18 protein-coding genes are annotated in these 23,509 nt (G+C 40.1%); 12 read left to right on the forward strand and 6 right to left on the reverse strand.

The window, feature by feature from the left end:
• The first annotated feature begins 16 nt into the window (after positions 1–16).
• From rpsG to ACLKML_RS13290, 12 genes are all read left to right on the forward strand, one after another.
• Positions 17–487, forward strand: coding sequence for a 30S ribosomal protein S7 (rpsG, locus tag ACLKML_RS13235; RefSeq protein ID WP_102471084.1), 471 nt, complete (start codon positions 17–19; stop codon positions 485–487).
• A 211-nt stretch (positions 488–698) separates the two neighbouring features.
• Positions 699–2,795, forward strand: coding sequence for an elongation factor G (gene fusA / locus ACLKML_RS13240; RefSeq protein ID WP_413285701.1), 2,097 nt, complete (start codon positions 699–701; stop codon positions 2,793–2,795).
• A gap of 144 nt (positions 2,796–2,939) precedes the next feature.
• Positions 2,940–4,124, forward strand: a complete 1,185-nt coding sequence (tuf, locus tag ACLKML_RS13245) for an elongation factor Tu (RefSeq protein WP_413285609.1) — start codon at positions 2,940–2,942, stop codon at positions 4,122–4,124.
• 214 nt (positions 4,125–4,338) lie between these two features.
• Positions 4,339–5,637: an adenylosuccinate synthase gene (locus tag ACLKML_RS13250; RefSeq protein WP_413285702.1), complete on the forward strand. Its 1,299-nt coding sequence runs from the start codon at positions 4,339–4,341 to the stop codon at positions 5,635–5,637.
• Between the two features lie 293 nt (positions 5,638–5,930).
• Positions 5,931–6,569 carry a flagellar protein MotX gene (gene motX / locus ACLKML_RS13255; RefSeq protein ID WP_413285703.1) on the forward strand — a complete coding sequence of 213 codons (639 nt, stop codon included), beginning with the start codon at positions 5,931–5,933 and terminating at the stop codon, positions 6,567–6,569.
• Between the two features lie 145 nt (positions 6,570–6,714).
• The gene (rnr, locus tag ACLKML_RS13260) at positions 6,715–9,174 is read left to right on the forward strand and encodes a ribonuclease R (RefSeq protein ID WP_413285704.1); all 2,460 of its coding nucleotides are present in this window, start codon (positions 6,715–6,717) and stop codon (positions 9,172–9,174) included.
• A gap of 41 nt (positions 9,175–9,215) precedes the next feature.
• Positions 9,216–9,953, forward strand: a complete 738-nt coding sequence (gene rlmB / locus ACLKML_RS13265; protein ID WP_413285705.1) for a 23S rRNA (guanosine(2251)-2'-O)-methyltransferase RlmB — start codon at positions 9,216–9,218, stop codon at positions 9,951–9,953.
• 159 nt (positions 9,954–10,112) lie between these two features.
• Complete coding sequence (rpsF, locus tag ACLKML_RS13270) at positions 10,113–10,499, forward strand: 30S ribosomal protein S6 (protein WP_413285706.1); 387 nt, start codon at positions 10,113–10,115, stop codon at positions 10,497–10,499.
• 69 nt (positions 10,500–10,568) lie between these two features.
• Positions 10,569–10,796 (forward strand): 30S ribosomal protein S18, encoded by a 228-nt coding sequence (gene rpsR / locus ACLKML_RS13275; RefSeq protein ID WP_000090471.1) that lies wholly within the window; start codon positions 10,569–10,571, stop codon positions 10,794–10,796.
• A 33-nt stretch (positions 10,797–10,829) separates the two neighbouring features.
• Entirely contained in the window at positions 10,830–11,282 is a 453-nt protein-coding gene (rplI, locus tag ACLKML_RS13280; RefSeq protein WP_317718634.1) for a 50S ribosomal protein L9, read from the forward strand.
• A gap of 298 nt (positions 11,283–11,580) precedes the next feature.
• Positions 11,581–12,975 carry a replicative DNA helicase gene (locus tag ACLKML_RS13285; protein ID WP_413285707.1) on the forward strand — a complete coding sequence of 465 codons (1,395 nt, stop codon included), beginning with the start codon at positions 11,581–11,583 and terminating at the stop codon, positions 12,973–12,975.
• 267 nt (positions 12,976–13,242) lie between these two features.
• Positions 13,243–14,349, forward strand: a complete 1,107-nt coding sequence (locus ACLKML_RS13290) for a CdaR family transcriptional regulator (RefSeq protein WP_413285708.1) — start codon at positions 13,243–13,245, stop codon at positions 14,347–14,349.
• Between the two features lie 101 nt (positions 14,350–14,450).
• Here ACLKML_RS13290 and ACLKML_RS13295 read toward each other — a convergent pair whose 3' ends face one another.
• From ACLKML_RS13295 to ACLKML_RS13320, 6 genes are all read right to left on the reverse strand, one after another.
• Positions 14,451–16,706 carry a heparinase II/III family protein gene (locus ACLKML_RS13295; RefSeq protein WP_413285709.1) on the reverse strand — a complete coding sequence of 752 codons (2,256 nt, stop codon included), beginning with the start codon at positions 16,704–16,706 and terminating at the stop codon, positions 14,451–14,453.
• Between the two features lie 278 nt (positions 16,707–16,984).
• Complete coding sequence (locus ACLKML_RS13300; RefSeq protein WP_413285710.1) at positions 16,985–18,844, reverse strand: ABC transporter substrate-binding protein; 1,860 nt, start codon at positions 18,842–18,844, stop codon at positions 16,985–16,987.
• Between the two features lie 12 nt (positions 18,845–18,856).
• Positions 18,857–19,876 carry an ABC transporter ATP-binding protein gene (locus ACLKML_RS13305; RefSeq protein ID WP_413285711.1) on the reverse strand — a complete coding sequence of 340 codons (1,020 nt, stop codon included), beginning with the start codon at positions 19,874–19,876 and terminating at the stop codon, positions 18,857–18,859.
• Positions 19,877–19,879: 3 nt separating this feature from the next.
• Positions 19,880–20,860, reverse strand: coding sequence for an ABC transporter ATP-binding protein (locus tag ACLKML_RS13310; protein WP_413285712.1), 981 nt, complete (start codon positions 20,858–20,860; stop codon positions 19,880–19,882).
• Between the two features lie 3 nt (positions 20,861–20,863).
• Positions 20,864–22,033, reverse strand: coding sequence for an ABC transporter permease (locus tag ACLKML_RS13315; protein WP_413285713.1), 1,170 nt, complete (start codon positions 22,031–22,033; stop codon positions 20,864–20,866).
• 8 nt (positions 22,034–22,041) lie between these two features.
• Positions 22,042–23,031, reverse strand: a complete 990-nt coding sequence (locus ACLKML_RS13320) for an ABC transporter permease (RefSeq protein ID WP_413285714.1) — start codon at positions 23,029–23,031, stop codon at positions 22,042–22,044.
• Positions 23,032–23,509: the final 478 nt, after the last annotated feature.

Below are 23,509 nucleotides of genomic sequence, written 5' to 3' on the forward strand. Positions count from 1 at the left end.
CAACGGAGAAATTCCTATGCCACGTCGTCGCGTAATTGGTCAGCGTAAGATCCTACCAGATCCTAAATTCAAATCTGAATTGCTGGCAAAATTCGTCAACATCCTTATGGTTGACGGAAAGAAATCTACTGCAGAAAAAATTGTTTATACTGCACTAGAAACTATGGCTGAGAAATCTGGTAAAGATCACTTAGCTGTATTTGAAGAAGCTCTTGAAAATGTTCGTCCATCGGTAGAAGTTAAATCTCGCCGTGTGGGTGGTTCAACTTACCAAGTACCTGTAGAAGTTCGTCCGGTTCGCCGTAACGCTCTTGCTATGCGTTGGGTAGTTGAAGCTGCGCGTAAGCGTGGTGAAAAATCTATGGCTCAACGCCTAGCTGCTGAAATGCTAGATGCGTCAGAGAACAAAGGTACTGCTGTTAAGAAACGTGAAGACGTTCACCGTATGGCAGACGCGAACAAAGCGTTCGCACATTACCGCTGGTAATAATACCTTTAAGCACTGCGAAGTCCTTCGCAGTGCTTTTCTTGTTCAAGCATTAAATTTTCTACATCGAAATATTTATTTCACATTTTTATTTCAAAATATTATTGTTTCAAAATAGTTTTTTATCTGACATGCCCAATAATAGGCGGCAGTTAAGATAAACAGATATTTTAAAACAACTAATAGTCTCTATATTTAAGAGGATAGAATCGTGGCTCGTAAAACTCCGATTGAGCTATACCGAAATATTGGTATCGTTGCTCACGTTGATGCAGGCAAAACAACCACAAGTGAACGTATTCTGTTCTATACAGGCCTTTCTCACAAAATCGGTGAAGTGCACGATGGCGCTGCGACCATGGACTGGATGGAGCAAGAGCAGGAACGTGGAATTACCATTACCTCTGCTGCAACAACAACCTTCTGGCGTGGTATGGAAGGTCAGTATGATAATCATCGCATTAATATTATCGATACCCCAGGACACGTTGATTTTACTATTGAAGTAGAACGTTCATTGCGTGTACTTGACGGCGCTGTCGTGGTTTTTTGTGGCGCATCCGGTGTTGAACCTCAATCTGAAACCGTATGGCGTCAAGCAGATAAATACCAAGTTCCTCGTCTAGTTTTTGTTAACAAAATGGACCGAGCTGGTGCTGATTTTTTACGTGTTGTTGACCAGATAAAAGATCGCTTAGGTGCGAATCCGGTTCCTATTCAACTAAATATTGGCGCTGAAGAAAATTTTAAAGGGGTGATTGACCTCATTAAAATGAAAGCGATTAATTGGAGTGAAGCGGATCAAGGCACGAGCTTTACTTACGAAGATATTCCTGCTGATATGCAAGAGCTAGCAGAAGAATGGCGAAATAATTTAATAGAAGAAGCCGCTGAAGCGACTGATGAGCTGATGGAAAAATACCTTGAAGAAGGTGAGTTAACTGAAGCTGAAATTAAACAAGCGTTGCGAATTCGAACTCTTAAGAATGAGATTGTGCTTGCTACATGTGGTAGTGCCTTTAAAAATAAAGGGGTACAAGCTGTTCTTGATGCAGTTGTTGAGTATTTACCTGCTCCTATTGATGTTCCGGCTATTACCGGTATTGATGCAGATGAGAATGAAGTTGAACGTCATGCAGATGACAATGAACCGTTTGCTGCTTTGGCCTTTAAAATAGCAACTGACCCATTCGTAGGTACGCTCACCTTTATGCGTGTGTATTCTGGCGTAGTAAACTCTGGCGATGCCGTTTACAACTCCGTTAAGCAGAAGCGTGAACGTTTTGGACGTATTGTTCAGATGCATTCAAATAAACGTGAAGAAATTAAAGAAGTACGTGCTGGTGATATTGCTGCAGCTATAGGTCTGAAAGACGTGACCACGGGTGATACGCTATGTGATCAAAATGCCAAAGTCATTTTAGAGCGCATGGAGTTCCCTGAGCCGGTTATTCAAATTGTAGTAGAACCTCGTTCGCTTGCCGACCAGGATAAGATGGGTATTGCACTAGGTAAACTAGCAGCAGAAGATCCGTCTTTCCGAGTTGAAACCGATAATGAAACAGGCCAGACATTGATTTCTGGTATGGGTGAACTTCATCTAGATATTATCGTTGATCGAATGAAGCGCGAATTCAGTGTAGATTGCAACGTAGGTAAACCTCAAGTTGCCTACCGCGAAACCATCCGTGGTAAAACGGATGTGGAAGGTAAGTTCATTCGTCAATCTGGCGGTAAAGGTCAATATGGTCACGTGTGGCTTACGATCGAACCTGCAGAGAAAGGCGAAGGCTTTGTATTTGTGGACGAAATCGTTGGTGGTACTGTTCCTAAGGAATATATCAGCTCAGTATCGAAAGGTATTGAAGAGCAGATGAATAACGGTGTTCTTGCTGGCTATCCTGTATTGGATATTAAAGCTACATTGTTTGACGGCTCATACCACGATGTCGACTCAAGTGAGATGGCGTTTAAAATCGCTGGCTCAATGGCGTTTAAGAAGGGTGCGTTGGAAGCACAACCAGTACTTCTTGAACCTATGATGAAAGTTGAAATAACGACTCCTGAAGATTGGATGGGTGACGTTGTTGGCGATATAAATCGCCGTCGCGGCATCATTGAGGGGATGGATGATGGACCAGCTGGTTTAAAAATCCTTCGTGCTCAAGTACCATTATCACAGATGTTCGGTTATGCAACCGACCTTCGTTCTGCTACTCAAGGACGTGCTTCATACTCGATGGAATTTTTTGAGTATGCTGAAATTCCGAAAGCAGTAGCGAATGCAATTATTGCTGAACGTGGTTAATAAAGAGTGACTTGTTTTATAAATGAGTGACTGTTTAATAATGAATCTATTGCGTTGACGCGCGTTGACGCATAAAATAGCAAATTCTGGCGCGCCCTGTAAAAAACGATTGGGGCGAATCATAACTAGGTAAGGAACACAATCGTGTCTAAAGAAAAATTTGAACGTACGAAACCGCACGTAAACGTTGGTACTATTGGCCACGTTGACCACGGTAAAACAACTCTAACTGCTGCTATCTGTACTACACTTTCAAAAGTGTACGGCGGTGAAGCAAAAGACTTCGCATCAATCGATAACGCTCCAGAAGAGCGTGAGCGCGGTATCACAATCGCAACGTCTCACGTTGAGTACGATACTCCATCACGTCACTACGCACACGTAGATTGCCCAGGACACGCCGATTATGTTAAAAACATGATCACTGGTGCTGCGCAAATGGACGGCGGTATCCTAGTAGTTGCTGCGACAGATGGCCCTATGCCACAAACTCGTGAGCACATCCTACTTGGTCGTCAGGTTGGTATCCCTTACATCATCGTATTCATGAACAAATGTGACATGGTTGATGATGAAGAACTACTAGAATTAGTAGAGATGGAAGTTCGAGAACTTCTTTCTGAATACGAATTCCCAGGTGATGATCTACCAGTAATCCAAGGTTCTGCTCTAGGCGCACTTAACGGTGAGAAAGAGTGGGAAGATAAGATTGTTGAACTAGCAGAAGCTCTAGACTCATACATCCCTGAGCCAGAGCGTGCAGTAGACCAACCATTCCTACTACCAATTGAAGATGTATTCTCAATTCAAGGTCGTGGTACAGTGGTAACAGGTCGTATCGAACGTGGTATCCTAAACGTAGGTGACGAAGTTGCTATCGTAGGTATCAAAGATACAACGACTACAACATGTACTGGTGTAGAAATGTTCCGTAAACTTCTAGACGAAGGTCGTGCGGGTGAAAACGTTGGTGCACTACTACGTGGTACTAAGCGTGAAGACGTAGAGCGCGGTCAAGTACTAGCGGCTCCAGGTTCAATCACTCCTCACACGAAGTTCGAGTCAGAAGTGTATGTATTGTCTAAAGATGAAGGTGGCCGTCATACTCCATTCTTCAAAGGTTACCGTCCACAGTTCTACTTCCGTACAACAGACGTAACAGGCGACATCACTCTACCAGAAGGCGTAGAGATGGTAATGCCAGGTGACAACATCCAAATGACGGTTGAGCTAATTGCTCCAATCGCAATGGATGAAGGTCTACGCTTCGCGATCCGTGAAGGTGGCCGTACAGTTGGTGCTGGTGTTGTTGCTAAAATCTTCGAATAATTTCGGATTGATTTTTCAATAGTACTTGTTCGAAAGAACAAGCATTAGAAAAAAGGAAGCCTTGGCTTCCTTTTTTTGTGGCTGAAGGAAAGTGGATATTTGTTGTGTAATTAATCCCTTATCATTTTATGCACTCTATATGCTTAAAAAATGACTGCAAGAAGTTGAGTTAGGTGCTAGAATCCATTTTTAACTAGCTATCAGAACTGGAAAGATGGGAAATAACGTAGTCGTTCTAGGCACCCAATGGGGTGACGAAGGTAAAGGAAAAATTGTAGACCTATTAACGGAAGATGCAAAGTATACCGTGCGATATCAAGGCGGACACAATGCGGGTCACACTCTAGTCATTGACGGTGAGAAAACCGTTCTCCACTTAATACCATCAGGCATTCTTCGCGATAACGTAAAATGTGTTATCGGTAATGGAGTAGTACTCTCTCCTGATGCACTTCTTAATGAAATGAAACCTCTTGAAGAGCGCGGGATTCCAGTACGTGAACGCCTATTCATTTCTGAAGCTTGTCCACTAATATTGCCTTATCATATTGCTTTAGACCAAGCGCGTGAACTTGCACGTGGTAAAAAAGCAATTGGTACCACGGGACGCGGTATTGGACCAGCTTACGAAGATAAAGTTGCACGTCGTGGTCTTCGTGTTGGTGACTTATTCGATAAAGAAGCGTTTGCTGAAAAACTAAGAGAAGTAATGGATTTCCATAACTTCCAATTGGTGCATTTCTATAAAGCAGAAGCGGTTAGCTATGACGAAGTACTCGAGCAAGCGATGGGTTATGCCGATCTTTTAACATCAATGGTAATTGATGTGACCGATGAACTGGATGCCGCTCGTAAGCGTGGCGATAAAATTATGTTTGAAGGTGCCCAAGGTACACTTCTTGACATCGACCATGGTACTTACCCATACGTAACATCATCAAATACTACGGCTGGTGGCGTTGCTGCGGGTTCTGGTTTTGGGCCTCGTTATATCGGTTATATTCTAGGTATTGCTAAAGCGTATTGTACTCGTGTTGGTTCAGGTCCATTCCCAACAGAACTTGATGACGAAATTGGTAACCATCTAGGTACGAAAGGTCAGGAGTTTGGTGCAACAACGGGTCGTAAACGCCGTTGCGGTTGGTTTGATGCCGTTGCCATGCGCCGTGCTATTCAAATCAATTCATTGTCTGGATTTTGTCTAACTAAGTTGGATGTGCTAGACGGCCTGAAGGAACTAAAAATCTGTACTGGCTATAAAATGAAAGATGGTACAGTACTGAATGTTTCTCCAATGGCAGCTGAAGCTTTTGAACAAGCAACACCAATCTATGAAACTATGCCTGGTTGGGAAGAGAACACTTATGGTGCTAAATCACTAGAAGTACTTCCTCAAGCTGCGTTAGATTACATTAAGCGTATTGAAGAGTTAACAGGTGTTCCAATCGATATTGTTTCTACCGGCCCAGATCGTAATGAAACTATTATTAAGGTTCATCCTTTTAGCGTCTAATTGATAGAGATTAATGCTAACAGGATAAATTGAATTTAAGCCGACTACCTAGTGTAATCGGCTTTTTTGTATCTGTAGCGGCGTGTTTGGTTTTGGCTGTTAGCTAATTGCGCCAGTAACCCAGCAAAGCAATGTTGATTAAGTCTAGTCACGTGTTGTATTAATGCACGGAAAAATTTTAGCTAAAAAGATCAAATATAATAAAGAAAGATCATCATTTGCGCCTATATTTGATTAAAGTGAAACCGCAAAGTGCCGATAAGGTAAGCACGGTATGATTAAAGAGTGCAGGTATGAAGCTTAAATTGATGGCTGCGTTACTGTTGTTAGCGCTGTCCCCTTTATCTCAGGTGAAGGCTGAATTAGCGGATGTGGGTGAACCAGTCCCTATATATACAGAAGCAGAATTAATAAAACTGATCGAGAGCAATAAACACTTAGAACGAGTAAAAGCGGATAAGTGTCAGTTGGTAGAAGATATTGTTGCGCGTGCAACGAGGATCAACTTGCCCGCTTACGAATTGCTGTATGGCGATATGCTGACATGGGGCGTGTGTGTGGATAAAGATGTTGAATTAGGTCTTTACTACATCGAAAATTCCGCTCATCAAGGGTTTCCTTCTGCTTTAGAGCAGTTAGGGCGTTATTATTCAAGAGGAACGATTGTCCAACAAGATAAAGAGCGAGCTATTCCGTATTTAAGAGAAGCGGCTGCTATGGGCAACTTGAGAGCAAGAATTCATTTAGCGGAATTACTTCTTCGTGATTATGGTAGCCCATTAGATTATGAAGATGCCTATCGTTGGCTATACAACTCGGTTACCGGTGACAAAACACAACATAAAAGAATTAGTATATTACGCAGTGGTTTAGAACAGCGTATGCCACAAAATATTATTGCTAAAGCGAAAAGACGTGACGTTTTTTGGTAATGTGCTGATTATCGTCAAATTGTTTAATCATACTGTATTGATAGCGCTCCATTGCAAAAGTGGGGCGTTTTTGTTTTTAATTATTTATTTTTGCTACAAGTATATATACTTAAACTAACTCCTCTTTTTCTATAGCAGGTTACCTATGTCAGACAATACCCCCAAAGATAAATTCGCCGATCGAGAAGCGGAAAAATACGATAATCCTGTACCAAGTAGAGAATTTATTACTGAGTTTCTTAAACAGGCCAATGTACCAATGAATCGTAACGATGTTTTCGAAGCGTTAGGTTTATCTGGAGAAGAACAATACGAAGGATTACGTCGTCGACTAAGAGCCATGGAGCGAGATGGCCAACTCGTTTTTACTCGTCGTCAATGTTACGCCTTGCCTGAAAAACTAGAAATGATCAAAGGGACAGTTATTGGCCATAGAGATGGTTTTGGTTGGGTTAGGCCTGAAGGCAGTGCCGGAAAAGAAAATGATGTGTTATTACCGCACCACCAAATGCGCACGATTATTCACGGAGATTATGTTCTTGTTCAGCCCACAGGTACCGATAAACGCGGCAGAAAAGAAGGTCGTTTAATTCGTGTGCTAGAGGAGCGTAAGGTTCAAATTGTTGGGCGTTTCTTTTTAGAACAAGGTTACTCTTATGTAGTGCCAGATGATTCACGTATCCATCAGGATATTTTAATTCCTGATCATGAAAAAATGAACGCGCGAATGGGCAATGTTGTTGTCATTGAGATTACCAATCGTGGTAGCCGTTCTAAAGGTATGACAGGTCGAGTAGTTGACGTTCTTGGTGAAAATATGGCGCCAGGAATGGAGACTCAAATCGCGATTCGTACCCATCAAATTCCTAATGATTGGCCTGAAGCGGTCGAAAAGCAAATACAAGGCTTGGCTGAACACGTTCCTGATGAGGCTAAAGTGGGTCGAGTCGATCTTACTGATTTACCGTTAGTGACGATTGACGGTGAAGATGCTCGTGATTTCGATGATGCTGTTTTTTGTGAGAAAAAACCTAGTGGTGGATGGCGTTTATGGGTAGCCATTGCTGATGTTAGTCATTATGTTCGACCAGGCACCGCATTAGACAAAGAAGCGATTAATCGTGGCAATTCGGTCTATTTTCCATCTCAAGTGGTGCCAATGCTTCCTGAAGTACTTTCAAATGGGTTGTGCTCACTAAACCCGCAAGTTGATCGCTTATGCATGGTGTGTGAAATGACCGTTTCCGCCACAGGTAAATTGTCGGGTTACAAGCACTATGAGGCGGTAATGAATTCTCATGCTCGTTTAACCTATAACAAAGTTGCTGATATTTTAGATGGCGATGAAGAGTTACGTGATCGTTATAAGCCTTTGGTTCCACATCTTGAAGAGCTGCATAATATGTATCAAGTGCTGAAAAGAGCACGAGATCAACGTGGAGCGATAGAATTTGAAACACTAGAAACCAAATTTGTTTTCAATGCGGATCGTAAAATAGATCGCATTGAACCAGTGGTTCGAAATGATGCACATAAACTCATCGAAGAATGCATGATTTTAGCCAACATTGCCTCAGCATCATTGGTCGAAAAATTAAAAGAACCAGCGTTATATCGGATTCATGAAACCCCAGGAGAGCAGAGATTAACAGGCTTTAGAGATTTTCTTGGAGAATTAGGTTTAAATCTAACTGGTGGTCTAGAGCCCACTCCGACGGATTACGCCGCGTTAATGAAAGCTATTGTTGAGCGACCAGATAAAGAACTGATTCAAACCATGTTGTTACGCTCGATGAAACAGGCGATTTACAGCCCCGATAATGCAGGTCATTTTGGTTTGGCTTTAAAACGTTACGCTCACTTTACGTCACCAATTCGTCGTTATCCTGATTTGTTGCTGCACCGAGCAATTAAATTCCTGAATGCTAAGCAGCAAGGTCGTAATACCGACCGCTGGACACCGACTGGTGGATATCATTATTCGTTTGATGATATGGATGTGTACGGTGAACAATGCTCAATGACAGAACGAAGAGCAGATGATGCAACTCGAGAAGTTTCTGATTGGCTTAAATGCGAATATATGCAAGATCATGTCGGAGATGAACTCGAAGGCGTGATCGCCAATGTGACCGGTTTTGGCTTTTTTGTTCGATTAAGTGAATTGCATATTGATGGATTGGTGCATATCTCATCTTTAGCTAATGATTATTATATTTTTGACGCCGTCGGTCAGCGTTTGAAAGGGGAAAGCTTCGGTAATATTTATCGTTTAGGTGATAGCGTTAAAGTAAAAGTTCGTTCAGTTAACCTCGATGATAGACAAATTGACTTTGAATTAGTTGAAACAAGTCGTAAGCTACGCGGGAAAGGAAAAACAGCTAAAAAACGTGCTGCACAAGCTGACAAAAAACCGGCTTCAAAGTCTCGCCGTGGAGGCAAAGCCAAAGCATTAGTGGAGCCAACGAAAAGACCGGACGGTACGTCTGACAAAAATGCCGAAAACAGTTCGGTTAAGAAGAAAACAAAGTCTGAAAAAGCACGTAAAAGAAAGTCTCGAGCCAAAAATAACCAAGCCCAGAGCAAACGACGTGCTTCTAAATAAGACGGTTAACTTACAATACAGAATCAATTAAAGAGTAAAAAATGAGTAATGAATTTATCTATGGCATCCATGCTGTAAAAGCGGTTTTAGAGCATGATCCAGCTCGTTTTATTGAAGCATTTGTGCTCAAAGGGCGTCAAGATGACCGTTTGATGCCACTTATAACCCAATTACAACAATTTGGTGTATCGGTGCAACAAATGGGGCGAAAAGCTTTAGATGATAAAGCCAAAGGAGCGAATCATCAGGGAATTATTGGTCGAGTAAAAGCGGCTAAAACGCTCAATGAAAATGATTTAGACAATATTCTAGCCCAGCAAAAACAACCGCTGTTTCTTATTTTAGATGGCGTGACTGACCCACATAACTTAGGGGCTTGTTTACGGAATGCTGACGCAGCAGGCGTAGCAGCTGTTATTGTACCAAAAGACCGATCCGCACCATTAAGTGCTACTGTGAGTAAAGTAGCTTGTGGTGCTGCAGAAACGGTTCCTCTCATTCGAGTAACAAACCTTGCTCGTACTATGCGTGCGATGCAAGAACACAATGTATGGATTGTTGGTACAGCAGGTGAAGCAACACATGATATCTACCAAGCGAAACTCAATGGCCCTTTAGCTATTGTTATGGGCGCGGAAGGAGATGGTATGCGACGTTTAACTCGAGAAACTTGTGATGATTTAATCAAAATACCTATGGCTGGTACTGTATCGAGTTTGAATGTTTCAGTGGCCTCTGGCATCTGTTTATTCGAATCGGTTAGACAGCGTAGCGTATAGCTTTTTGTTTCTTGCTTAACAGTGAAAATACTGCTTGTTATTGGCCTGCTTTTTCTATACTATTTGCCGTCCTTAATTCTCGGTCATTTTATACAAGTTCCTTGCTTCCCTTGGACGACCGGGCCATACGTGGAAGCTACTAATCCGTAAGGAGCAAACATGCGTCATTACGAAATCGTATTCATGGTGCACCCTGATCAAAGCGAGCAAGTTGCTGGCATGATCGAGCGTTACACTGGTTCTATCACTGAAGCTGGCGGTACTGTACACCGTCTAGAAGACTGGGGTCGTCGTCAAATGGCTTACCCAATCAACAAGCTTCACAAAGCTCATTACGTTCTTATGAACGTAGAAGCTGGTCAAGAAGTGATTGACGAGCTAGAAACTGCTTTCCGTTTTAACGATGCAGTTCTACGTAACATGATCATGCGTACTAAAGCTGCAGTTACTGAGCAATCTATTATGCTAAAACAACGTGAAGAGCGTGCTGAACGTGCTCCACGTCGTGAAGAGCGTACAGAAGCTAAGTCAGAAGCAGCTGAGTAATTATGATGACTTCGGTCATTAATACTACTCAACATACTTAATCAAAAATTTAAGATCAGGAGATAGCCCATGGCTCGTTTCTTCCGTCGTCGTAAATTCTGCCGTTTTACTGCAGAAGGCGTACAAGAGATTGACTACAAAGATGTAGCAACTCTTAAAAACTACATCACTGAAGCTGGTAAAATTGTACCTAGTCGTATCACTGGTACTAGTGCTAAATATCAGCGTCAACTCGCTCGTGCTATTAAACGTGCACGCTACCTAGCATTGCTGCCTTATACTGATAAGCATCAGTAATAGACACGTTTTATTAAGAGAGAGGATTAAATAATGCAAGTTATTCTACTTGATAAAATCGGTAACTTAGGTGGCCTAGGCGATACAGTTAATGTTAAGTCTGGTTATGCTCGTAACTTCCTTATTCCACAAAATAAGGCAGTAATGGCAACTAAAGCTAACACAGAAATGTTTGAAGCTCGTCGTGCTGAATTAGAAGCGAAAGTTGCAGAGCAACTAGCTGCTTCAGAAGCTCGTGCTGAAACTGTGAACGCACTAGAAGCTGTTGTTATCGCATCTAAAGCGGGTGATGAAGGTAAACTATTTGGCTCTATCGGTACTCGTGACATCGCTGACGCAATTACTGCGGCAGGCGTTGAAGTATCTAAGAGTGAAGTACGTCTTCCTGAAGGCGCTTTACGTAACGTTGGTGAGTACGAAATTAGCATTCAACTTCATTCAGAAGTATTTGCTAAAGTTACTCTTCAAGTTGTTGCTGCTGAGTAATTTCAGTATCCGATGACAAAAAAACATCAGCTTCGGCTGGTGTTTTTTTATGCCTAAAATCTATCGTTAAAAAATCTAGCGCGACAAAAACAACCTGAAAATTCATTCGACTGATAATATTGAGAAGTAATCCTTTATTTTTGTCTCGTTTATATTCCCTTATTTACCTGAATAATATGGTGTTCTACCCTGTATTGATTGGCCAAGATGAGCTTAATTCTGGTTTTTTTTATTTGGGGATTACAAATGGTACAATCCCGTTATAATGTGCCGCTATAACTAGTTACAGAGTATCATCATGGTCGAAATCAGAAACAAAAATACTGCCGATTCTCAAGTAGACGCAATTAAAGTTCCCCCTCACTCATTAGAAGCCGAGCAATCCGTTATCGGAGGGTTACTTTTAGATAATGAACGGTGGGATACGGTTTCTGAACGTGTTGTAGCAAAAGATTTTTATAGCCGTCCACATCGCCTGATTTTTGAAAGTGTGAAGATCATATTAGAAGAGAGTAACCCTCTTGATTTGATCACTTTATCCGAATTTTTAGAGCAAAGAGAGCAATTAGAAGAAGTTGGTGGCTTTGCTTATCTGGCGGATCTCGCAAAAAATACGCCCAGTGCAGCAAACATCAATGCCTATGCAGATATTGTTGCAGAAAGAGCTTTGGTTCGTAATCTTATCGGTGTGGCAAATGAAATAGCCGATGCAGGTTATGATCCCCAAGGTCGAACATCAGAAGATTTGCTCGATCTTGCTGAAAGTAAAGTGTTTGCTATTGCGGAAGAAAGAACAGGAGAGAATGATGGCCCACAAAGCATCGATTCTATTCTGGAGAGCACATTAGAGCGGATAGAGATATTATATAAAAGCCCTCAAGATGGGGTGACTGGTCTTACTACTGGTTTTGTCGATTTGAATGAAAAAACAGCAGGGTTACAAGGGTCGGATTTAATTATTGTTGCTGCTCGTCCTTCTATGGGTAAAACCACTTTTGCCATGAATTTATGTGAAAATGCGGCATTAGCGCAAGATAAACCAGTGTTGATTTTTTCACTTGAGATGCCATCTGAGCAACTTATGATGCGTATGCTTGCTTCATTGTCACGTGTTGATCAAACTAAAATTCGGACCGGTCAATTGGACGATGAAGATTGGGCGCGAATTTCTTCTTCTATGGGCATACTGATGGAGAAGAACAATATTCTGATAGATGATAGCTCAGGGTTAACACCAACTGAACTCCGTTCACGAGCGCGTCGTGTCGCCCGTGAACATGGTGGTATCAGTATGATCATGATCGATTATCTTCAATTGATGCGTGTTCCTTCACTAACAGAGAATAGAACGTTAGAAATTGCAGAGATATCTCGTTCACTAAAAGCGTTAGCGAAAGAACTGAATGTGCCTGTTGTGGCGTTATCGCAGCTAAACCGATCGCTAGAGCAGCGAGCAGATAAACGACCGGTAAACTCCGACCTGCGTGAATCAGGTTCTATAGAGCAGGATGCGGATTTGATCATGTTTATTTATCGTGATGAAGTTTATCACCCTGATAGTACCATGAAGGGGATCGCAGAAATTATTTTGGGCAAGCAGCGTAATGGTCCAATCGGTTCAGTTCGTTTGACTTTCCAAGGTCAATTCTCGCGGTTTGATAATTATGCAGGTCCTGCATTTGATGATGAGTAAAGTGTCCTAAATAAAGAAAAAATTTGATTTATTTGTATGCTTTATTTAGTTTCGTCAATTAATTAGTATAAAATATACTATATGTATCTTTTTGTTTTAAAATGCTTTTTTATTGCATAATAAAGAAATTATAACGCACCGTTTGTCGGCGCTGATATTGACGGTTAATCTGCTTTATTTGTACTACAAATAGTTGAGATATTACTCGCAACAATATAAACGTGGTTGTTTAAAATTACTGCATGTTTTATCAGTGATACTATAAAAGTGCATATTGAGCTTAAAGAAAGTCTGGCCCAGCGTATCGTTGAACGGACAAATCGTATCACTAATTACCCTATTGTCGTTATGGACAAAAAGGGTTACATCATTGCTTCTACTAATCCTGCTCGAATGTATCAAAAGCATGGCGGTGCAATATTAGCCATGAGCCAACTTAAGACGATAGAAATTTCCTCTAGCATGCTCACAGAGTATCCTAACATCATGTCTGGTATTAACTTACCGATAATGTATAACGATGAACCTATTGGTGTTATCGGAATTGCCGGCCCATTAGAAGACGTTCGACCTTTAGGGGAAATGATAAAAATGGCTGCAGAGTTGGTGGTTGAATATATGTCTATGATAGAAATTATTCGTCATACTGAACGTAAAGGCGAAGAATTTTTATTAGAATGCATCGACTCGGAAACACCTGCTAAACATATTATAAATAGAGCCTCAATGCTCAAGGTTGATTTTGAACAATCCTTTGCCATGGTGATAATTGAAAGTTGCTCTGACTTTGATAACAAAGAAGTTATCATTGCATTAAAATCGTGGCCTGTTAAACACATTATGGCTGAGTATTCGAGTAATATTATCGTTGTTATGATTTATATTGTCGATTGCAACCAACGTGATTATTCTCTGATGCAAGATTGGCAGAATTTTAAAACCTATTTAGTCAAAAATTTATCTCCCAATACTTTCTGTGCTATTGGCTCGGTTTACAGTGATATTATTAACTTGCCGATGGCGTTTGAAAGTGCTCAATCGGTGTTGAAATCTGGGCAACGTCTATTTCCCAAACAGCGTTTTTTTCAATACTCAGACTTAGAAATTCCAGCATTATTTAATGGGGTTTTTTCAAATTGGCAATTGGAAAAAATACATCGTTATTTAAAGGCATTAGAGCATAAAGATCCGAGTTTTATTGAGGGACTTATCTGCTGGTTTGAAAATGACTGCGATATAAAAAAAGCCGCTGAAAAATTGTTTATTCATCCTAATACTCTTCGTTATAGAATTAAAAGGGCGGAAGAAATTTGTGGGCTAAATTTATCGGAGTATAAAGATAAATGTCGACTTTATTTCAGCCTAATTTTGTAATATCAATTCTTCTCTCATACTAATGTTAATAATAATGTCATGCTCATAAAAAAGCCCACTAATGCGCCGTGGGCAGAGAAAGGTGACGATTTATTTTGTGATTAAGTCTGTCCATATAAAGGGATTGAAATGATTTTTTTTGCGATTTCTAGTTGGATTGAAATCGCTTCAGATGATTCACGAGTGACATATTTAACTTTAGGGAACGGCACATTTTCTCTAATACAGCAAGCGATTACTTTGTGTTCTCTGCTCGCGGGTAATTGCCAATCGAGATGAACAACTCTTTCACTTGCATCGGTTTCTATTTCACGAGTAGGTATGGTGAGTTCTTCAGTATAACCATGTGCTAGTGTAGATTGAACATCAGAGTGGTTTAATAATCGGCATTTGTACTGTTCAATATCTGGTCGAGAATGTGTCAGTAAAATAGTACCGTTTCCGGAGTTTAATGTAGCGTTAAGCTGGCTATGTAAACGCCAGTTTAAGATGTGTTCTTGGTCTAACTGGATAGAATCAACGATGACTAATCCATAATCCTCTATCAAGATCAGGGTCCTATAAAAACACTGTAATGGCGTGTTATATGCTTGGCTCAAATCTAAAGTAACAAACTGATGGTCCGCTTCAACATGGTGTTGTGTTACTTTACCTATTGCACTTTGGTCATCCAGTTTTTGTCCCTGTGTCTCAACTAACGGTAAGTTATGAGCAATTGTTTGTCGAGTCCAAGCATTGTGATGAGTACTACCAAATCTATACCCATAACTTCCTGTTGGTATCAATACGCCAATATCTTTATCAAAAAAGGCAATATTACCTTGATCGCCATGTCGGTGAGAACTATTACCAAATGCACTGGCTCTATAATATAGAGACATATTTTGACGCATGAGTTTACCCAGACCGGCATACGAATAATAATGATTGATTATTTGTTGCTCCTGAATTTTTTTTGCTGTCGGCTTTTTGTTTTTAACCTCAATATCAAATGCTAACTGCTGAATGGTTGGTACTACATCAAGTAAATGTAATTGATAGTCGCTTATCGATTTTTCTAATTCTACGGAGTGTTGGTAATCTATTGCATCACCAAATCTCGATGCATAAATTCTTAAGGGATTCTGGGCGAAGAACCCAGGCCATTCTTTGCCGTCTCTTCGACACCAAAAACCATCGCCGAAAGGATAAATCGCTTGCTCGGGAATAATAAAGTCACGGGCAAAATTGTGAAAATTTCTGTAAAAAGGGTGTTGATAAAATGAAAAACCAGAAATTCGCTCAACACTGAGAAAAAACGGGTGATGCCACTTAGTATAGGATGACGCATAAAATGGGCCTTCTACCCAGCTTCCGTCTATTCCTCCATAAAATGGTAGAATGCCACGATAAATCATAATGGCGTAATTAAGCCACTCTTCACATTGTTTTTTATCGTGCTCTCGATACAAAGTTAATGCAGCAATACCAAGATATCCTGACAGTCGTGAAGTATGAGAATGCCCTGGAAATTGAGCAAATTTGTCTTGCTCTAAACGCTCTTTTAATTGTTGGCCAATTCTAATCAACATTGGTCTAATAAACGCTTTTTCACCATCATTTAAAATAGGAGTTAACCAATGGTAGACGAGAAATAAGTTTCGCGATAAAGATAGCCCTACCTCATCTCCCCATGTACAAGGACGCAAAAGAGATGCTGGTCCTTCTGGGCTCCACTCTGCTAGTTGTAGTAATCTTGCTCGAGCTTCGTCCCCGTGTTTTTCTTCTCCCCATACTCTGTACAGTAATGCATTAACTACCAGATCACGATCGATCCACTTTCTAACATTTGCAATGGCTTCGCGTTTGCCTTCTTCTTCACCTCGTTGATAATGGTTAGGGTAGCTGATTTTCGATAATGGGACTCCTTTAAGAGCGGTTTGTTTAAGTTTGGGATAAATATCAAACCCTTGTGCTCTTATTGACGATATGTCTTCGTTGAAGTACATCAACCATTGTTCATGCCCATCACATTGTTCGAATAATTGTTCGGCAGTAGGAGCAATGTAATTGATAAGATCTTGATTAATATGAAAGGAGATCCATGCGGAAACCTGGTCTGGTTGCTCATCATGGGTAGTGCTAAGTCGCCAACGGTATTCTCCCAATGGCAATTCAAAAGAGAGCTGTAACGGTGAACGGATTTTATCCCAACACCAATATTCATCGGATGTGATATTTTGTAATTCTAGAGTGTATTGCTGCTCAGTATCTATATTTTCTGGCCAATTAAAGCTTGGTGGGTTAACCGTAGCTGGTTCTGTTAAGCTAGGGGATAGATTGACTTGAAAGTCATGAGTTCTTGCCAAATTAAGCATTGCTCTTTTCCTTATTACACCAAAGGTAGTTGCCTGTTTTGGGGTCAATTAATAGATTCTTTCTTATTTGGGTATTTCAATGCACGTAGTTGTATAAATGCATTGAAATAATTGGGTTAATAAAAATAAGTTATCTAAATAGAAATATACGCACTATTTTCTATTTGACTTCCTTGTGCTAGAAAATCAGCCACAGAGTACTAATTTGACTGAAAATCTTTGCGCGTTTTATATCAATCGAGGCTTATCGAAATGACCAAGATAAGCCTCGACAAGTATTATTCTTCTATGAAAATTTGTTCCTTTTTATGGAAGAATGGGCTTTTATAAACAGAGTAGAATTTATCTGATACGTTTTTCATACGGTTATGAACAACAGCAGGAGAGCCGGTGTAGCGTAAAATACCAATGGCGTATAAATTTTCAGCATGAATTTCCATTACTTCATTAACCTTACGAGCAAACACGTCTTTGTCTGTTTCGTTGAGTAATTGTTCATAGTATTCACTCAGTACCCGCATTTCCGGTGTTGGTTCTACACCGCTAGTGCCATTAGACAAATAGTAGGCAGATTGAAGAGGCGCGAAGTTATTTTCAGACATGACAGGGAAGTAGTTATTGGCACCAAATAATGGATTCAAACCAGAGGTATTGTTATGTAAGACCATCTGATAATCGCCGCCACGACGAATCTGGTTGAAATAACTTTTTTCATCTGAACGCATTACAAAGCGTAAGCCGAGGTTATCCATATCCGATTTTACGAGAATGGCGCCCTCTTCACTTATTTTTCTGCCAGCTTGGAAGTGCACTAAGAAACTTAACTGTTTGCCGTCTTTTCCTAGTCGGTAGCCATCATTATCTCGTTTATCTAATCCCAGCTCATCCAATAGTTTATTGGCTGTTTTTGGATCGAGTTGAGTATAAGCTTCAGATGTTTTTTGACTGCCACCAGGAGAGGTTGTTAACAGCACTGATTGTGCAGGTTCAGATAAGCCTACGCCTAATATTTGGTTCTGAGTATCTCGGTCTATTCCTAAAGATATAGCATGACGAAACTTCTTAGAACGCAATAGACGCATGACTTCAGCATCCCCATCATAGTCTAGGTTAGAAAACAGAACGAGCATATTTCCGTGATCGCTCAAATCCATAAGACGGGTTTTGTAATTACCTGCTTTTTCACCTTTCTTTAGCGCGGTAAAGTCACTGGTCAGCTTAGAAATACGGTCAATATCAACTTCTCCCGCGAGCGCTTTTAAAATCATGACTTGCGGTTCGGCCGTTTGTGGCCAAGACATTGCATCTATATATGGTAACTGGTTTCCTTCAGTATCAACTTTCCAATAATATGGATTACGTACTGCTCGTTGCTGAAGTTCTTGTGGATCGGTGTCATATACCCAAGTGTAAAGTACCGGAAGTTCAGGGTTTGTATTTGAACGGGTATTCCAACGATTATGGAATAGCTGACGCCAATCAGTCATACCAGCTTGTTCGATTTTTTTCGCTAGTTCTTGTTCTGAAGTGAAGTCAGGCAAATAGTTTTTTAGGTAATGTTTTGGACTTTGTGGCAGACGGAATTCAATTGTAGAACGTAAATGCATTTCAATTAAATTTGGGTTAGGTTGCTTAAACTCAAACTCAAATGTTTGTTCATCAATAACATTTAATTTGGCTGGTTCACCACCTGATAAAAATAACGATTTAACACTTGGTGATAATTTAGAGTTGAGTTCTAGGTCATTGTACCAAAAATCGACATCAGCAGTGGTAAATGGGGCACCATCCGACCATTTCATGCCTTTGCGTAAAGTAAATCGATATATGCGTTGGTCATCAGAAATAGAATAGGACTCAGCTAAATTAGGTACACGGTTTTGATTATCATCTAGCATGACTAGAGGTTCGTTACTCCATTCGTGAAATTGATAGTTGGGTATAACACGACGCCAAGTTCCGCCATATTTACCAATTTCATTGACAGGAGTGACGACCAGTGGATTTTCAGGAAGACGCTTGTCTACCGCTGGAATGGCTCCATTATTGACCATGTTAGTTAGCATGGGGGCTTCTTGATATGCCCACGAATTAAATGCTGCTAGTACTAGGGTCAGAGCTGCAATTTTAAGTTTCACGTTGATCTCCTATTATTGTTGGTATATCTCTTCAACGAAGTGGCAAGCACTTTGTCGTAGGATTTCCTTACCTTCATGTAAGACTTTAAGTTCTCTTAATTCAGGAATTTCGCTCTTACATTTGTTTTTGGCATATTTACATCGGTTGTGAAATGTACAACCAGAGGGAGGGTTTGCTGCGTCCGGTATTTCACCGCCTAAAATATCAGTTCGAATACCTCTCTCATTGATATCTGGTATGGCGTGTAATAGTGCTTCGGTATAAGGATGTAATGGTTTTTGATACAGTTCGGCGGTTGGAGAAACTTCTACTATTCTGCCCAAATACATAACACCAACGCGATCGCATAGGTATTTAACTACGCTGAGGTCATGTGAAATGAATAAGTAAGATAAATTAAATTTATCTTTTAGATTCCCGAGTATTTCTAATATTTGCGCCTGAACAGAGACATCAAGAGCACTAACGGCTTCATCTGCAACAATAAAGCGTGGTCGAGTAATTAAAGAGCGGGCAATACCGATACGCTGTCTTTGCCCTCCAGAGAAGGCATGGGGGTAACGCATTAAATGCGAACTTCTTAACCCTACCTGTTCAATCATTTCTTTAGCTTGTTCATACAGATATTTTTTGTCTTTAATACCTGCAAGCCTTAACGGTTCTTCTAAAATTTCTTGAATTGTCATTCTTGGAGAAAGAGATGAATATGGGTCTTGGAAAATCATTTGTACTTCTTGTCTAAAGGGCCGAAGCTCTTTATTTGACATAGGAACAAGATCAATTTTTTTACCACTTTTACTGTGGAATATCACTTTGCCTGAAGTAGGTTCTATTGCTTTGAGTATGGCTCGACCAACGGTTGTTTTCCCACAACCTGACTCACCAACTAATCCAAAAGTTTCATTTGGATAAATTTTAAAATTTATATCGTCAACGGCTTTAATTAAACCTGTACGCCGACTAAATGCACCGCCTTTCATACTGAAATGCATTTTCAAATTTTCGACTTCAATTAATGGGGTAGAATCCATGAGCTATGCCTCGAAACATCTGACTTTATGGTCATTTTCTTGTGAAATAAAAGGGGGAACTTCCTGCTGACATTGTCGGGTCGCTTTGTCGCAGCGCATCCAAAACGGACAACCAGTAACTTTGGCGTATGGATCGGGCACACTTCCTTTTATTGGTTTTAGTGCCTCGTTGGTACTTAGTGTTGGTATCGATTCAATTAATGCTTTGGTGTAAGGGTGTTGAGGTTTTTTTAGAATGTCATCTGTTTTGCCATATTCGACAATGTATCCAAGGTAAAATACGGCAATTTCTTCAACCATATTGGCGACAACGGCAAGATCGTGAGTGATCAGCACTAGAGCCATATTTTGCTCTCGCTGTACATCTTTGATTAGGCTTAAAATTTGAGCTTGAACGGTTACGTCTAAAGCCGTTGTTGGTTCATCTGCAAATAGTAGACGCGGATTACAACTGATTGACATTGCAATCATGACTCGTTGACGCATACCTCCTGATAGCTGAAAGGTATAGTCATCATAAACTTCGTGAGCACGAGGTACTCGGGCACGTTCTAGCATGTGAATAGCGTGCTCTTTTGCTTGATGTTTATTCATATCAGTATGTTGCATGATCAGCTCACGCATTTGACTGCCAATGGTGTGAATGGGACTTAAACTACTCATTGGTTCTTGAAATATCATCGAAATCTCTTTGCCGCGAATGCTGTTTATTTCTTTACCATTGATTTTTGTATTGAGTACATTAAAAGGCTTACCACTTTTATAGTAAGTTACCTCGCCTTTTGATACTCGAAAGGAAGGTTCGGGTAGTAAGCGAATAGGCAAGCGAGAAGTGACACTTTTACCACATCCTGATTCGCCTACAATACCAAGGCTCATACCTTCATAAATGGTTAAATCTATGTCATTTAATGTGTTGGTTACGCCTTCAATAGTATGAAATTGAGCGGCCACATTTTTATATTCAAGTAATTTATTTCGCATAATTTAAGCTCTATTCATATATGGATCAGCTGCATCACGCAGGCCGTCGCCCAAAAAGTTAAAAAATAGTACGGTAGCAATGACAAATATTGCCGGATATAGGATCCAAGGATAATTGGCTATTACTTCAATGCTCTGTGCTTCTTGGAGTAATACTCCCCAACTTACGACAGGTGGACGCAGCCCTATTCCTAAAAAGCTTAAAGATGTCTCAGCTATAATCATTGAAGGAATGCTGAGTGTTGCAGAGGCGATAACGAAACTGGTTGAGCCTGGAAGTAAATGTTTACGAATGATATAGAAATTACTTGCTCCGGATAGCACGGCGGCTTCGGTGTACTTATCTTCTTTTAGCCGCATGACAATTCCGCGGACCACACGTGCTATTCCAGTCCAACCAATAACAGATAATATTAGGGTGATCATGAAGTAAACGAATATTGGTGACCAGTATGGTGGTAGTGATGCTGCTAATGCCATCCAAAGAGGAATCGATGGAAAAGACATCAGTACTTCGATTAGTCTTTGGATCATCGTGTCGACTTTTCCTCCATAAAAGCCTGAAATACCGCCTAAAACAACACCAAAAACTAAACTAAGAAAAACACCAATTAAACCAATGGATAACGATATTCTTGCACCATGAACAACCTTGCTAAATATATCTCGTCCAAGCTTATCTGAGCCCATTAAAAATAATGCGGCACCAGAGTCTACTCCGACTAAATGAATATTTGTTTTGAATAAACCCAAGAAACTATAGGAATAACCTTGATGAAAAAAATTAATTGGATACGCTTCTTCCCCTTGAGTGTATTCATATTCAAGAGTATCCATATTTATTTTTCTAGTTAAATTATAAATAAACGGTCTTGTAAAGCTTCCTTCTTTATCTACAAAATGAATCTCGGTAGGAGGGACATATTTAAATTTAGCATTGTAAGTGTTAATATCCATAACACTAATTAAATCTGCGAATATGGCGACGCAATAAAAAATAATAATCATAATTGCACTGAATAACGCCATTTTATGCTGCTTGAATCGTAGCCACATTAAACGAGATTTTGATGCATAAAAAATATCATTCCCTTTATCTTCATGCAGTTCATCTGGCTTGGTATTTATTTCTTTATCCGAATCATTCGGCTCAAGAATAGATTGCGATGTCATAATATCTCCTAAGATAGACGAATGCGTGGATCTAATAAGGCAAGTAAAATGTCAGATATGAGGGTACCAATAATGGTTAGTACGGCGAGCATCATCAAAAAAGTGCCAGCAAGGTACATATCTTGACTTCTCAACGCTTCTAATAAATATGGTCCAGTGGTTGGTAAGCTCAATACAATTGCTACAATGGCACTTCCTGAGACAAGTTCTGGTAACATCCATCCGATGGTGGACACTAAAGGATTGACTGCGTGTCTTACTGGGTATTTTAGGACCACTTTATAAGCTGGGAGCCCTTTGGAACGAGCGGTGTCGACGTAGGGTTTATGCAATTCATCCATCATAGTTGCGCGCATAATCCGAATTTTACTAGCGGTGCCTGCTGTTCCCACAACAATGACTGGGATCCAAATATGTTGCATTGCGTCCAGAACTTTGTCGATACTCCAGGGGGCATTGATATATTCTTGTGAAAACAAACCAGAGAAAGGTGTGCCAAACCAATTCAGTGATAAGTACATCAACAGCAAGGCAAGGAGGAAATTAGGGATGGCCAAACCTAGAAAACCAAAAAAACTGACGATGTAATCAAATAAAGTGTAGGGCTTTAATGCCGTCAATATTCCAGTGAAAAATGCAGTGACTAGAGTGAATATTAACGTGATAAATGTAATTAAAAATGTTAACCCTAATTTACCCCATATTAACTCTTGAACTGGTTTTTGATGTTGGAAAGAATAGCCAAAATCTCCACGAGGGAACCCACTGACCCAGTTGAAATAATTGACGATCATACTATCACTAATACCAAGCTCTGCTTGGATACTTTCTCTTAAAGCATCAACATCATTAATTGAACCATCAATGACCATTCTTTCTGAAATATAGGCATCAACAAAATCACCTGGTGGTATTTGAATGATAATAAAAGATACAATTGATATTATAATAAGTGTTGGTATAGCGATTAAACATCGTCGGAAAATATAAGATAACATAAATCCTCTTTAAATATTATTTAAGTGTTTTTTGTGCGTTTATGCTGGTATTTCATTTGAAGCTAATGATGTTTTTTATTTAATTTTTTATATGGTATGTTCCACACTTATTTGGTTTTAACTCACTTATATATATAATTTATTAAATAACAAAATTTAGTAATTAATAACTATAATGCACTATGACATCTTGTATAACATTGGACGAAAGTTAAAATATCGGAGTAAAAGGCGTTTGATTTTTGTTCCATGGAACAAATTCATATTCAATATGTCACAAACTGTTAGCGTTAAGTTAACTGGATCACATCGAGAAAAAGTGTGCGTTTTGTTGCAAACCAATTGGTCTGTCTTTTGGCTTTGAGTTTTACAGTAATCACGCAGAGTGCAGATAAAGTCGCTAGTTTTTGAGGTGAATAATAATGTTAGATGCTTATTTTTGTAGAAAGGACTTTTTTTGCAAAAAGTCCTTTTATTT

The organism is Vibrio sp. MA40-2 (assembly GCF_047302445.1).
Classification (GTDB): domain Bacteria; phylum Pseudomonadota; class Gammaproteobacteria; order Enterobacterales; family Vibrionaceae; genus Vibrio.

Excerpts from the sequence above, each read along its gene's own strand:
- rplI (WP_317718634.1), top strand. The coding sequence starts at position 10,830 with ATGCAAGTTATTCTACTTGATAAAATCGGTAACTTAGGTGGCCTAGGC.
- rnr (WP_413285704.1), top strand. The coding sequence starts at position 6,715 with ATGTCAGACAATACCCCCAAAGATAAATTCGCCGATCGAGAAGCGGAA.
- rpsF (WP_413285706.1), top strand. The coding sequence starts at position 10,113 with ATGCGTCATTACGAAATCGTATTCATGGTGCACCCTGATCAAAGCGAG.
- motX (WP_413285703.1), top strand. The coding sequence starts at position 5,931 with ATGAAGCTTAAATTGATGGCTGCGTTACTGTTGTTAGCGCTGTCCCCT.
- ACLKML_RS13320 (WP_413285714.1), bottom strand. The coding sequence starts at position 23,031 with ATGTTATCTTATATTTTCCGACGATGTTTAATCGCTATACCAACACTT.
- ACLKML_RS13310 (WP_413285712.1), bottom strand. The coding sequence starts at position 20,860 with ATGCGAAATAAATTACTTGAATATAAAAATGTGGCCGCTCAATTTCAT.
- ACLKML_RS13250 (WP_413285702.1), top strand. The coding sequence starts at position 4,339 with ATGGGAAATAACGTAGTCGTTCTAGGCACCCAATGGGGTGACGAAGGT.
- rpsR (WP_000090471.1), top strand. The coding sequence starts at position 10,569 with ATGGCTCGTTTCTTCCGTCGTCGTAAATTCTGCCGTTTTACTGCAGAA.
- ACLKML_RS13295 (WP_413285709.1), bottom strand. The coding sequence starts at position 16,706 with ATGCTTAATTTGGCAAGAACTCATGACTTTCAAGTCAATCTATCCCCT.
- ACLKML_RS13305 (WP_413285711.1), bottom strand. The coding sequence starts at position 19,876 with ATGGATTCTACCCCATTAATTGAAGTCGAAAATTTGAAAATGCATTTC.
- rpsG (WP_102471084.1), top strand. The coding sequence starts at position 17 with ATGCCACGTCGTCGCGTAATTGGTCAGCGTAAGATCCTACCAGATCCT.
- ACLKML_RS13285 (WP_413285707.1), top strand. The coding sequence starts at position 11,581 with ATGGTCGAAATCAGAAACAAAAATACTGCCGATTCTCAAGTAGACGCA.
- rlmB (WP_413285705.1), top strand. The coding sequence starts at position 9,216 with ATGAGTAATGAATTTATCTATGGCATCCATGCTGTAAAAGCGGTTTTA.
- ACLKML_RS13315 (WP_413285713.1), bottom strand. The coding sequence starts at position 22,033 with ATGACATCGCAATCTATTCTTGAGCCGAATGATTCGGATAAAGAAATA.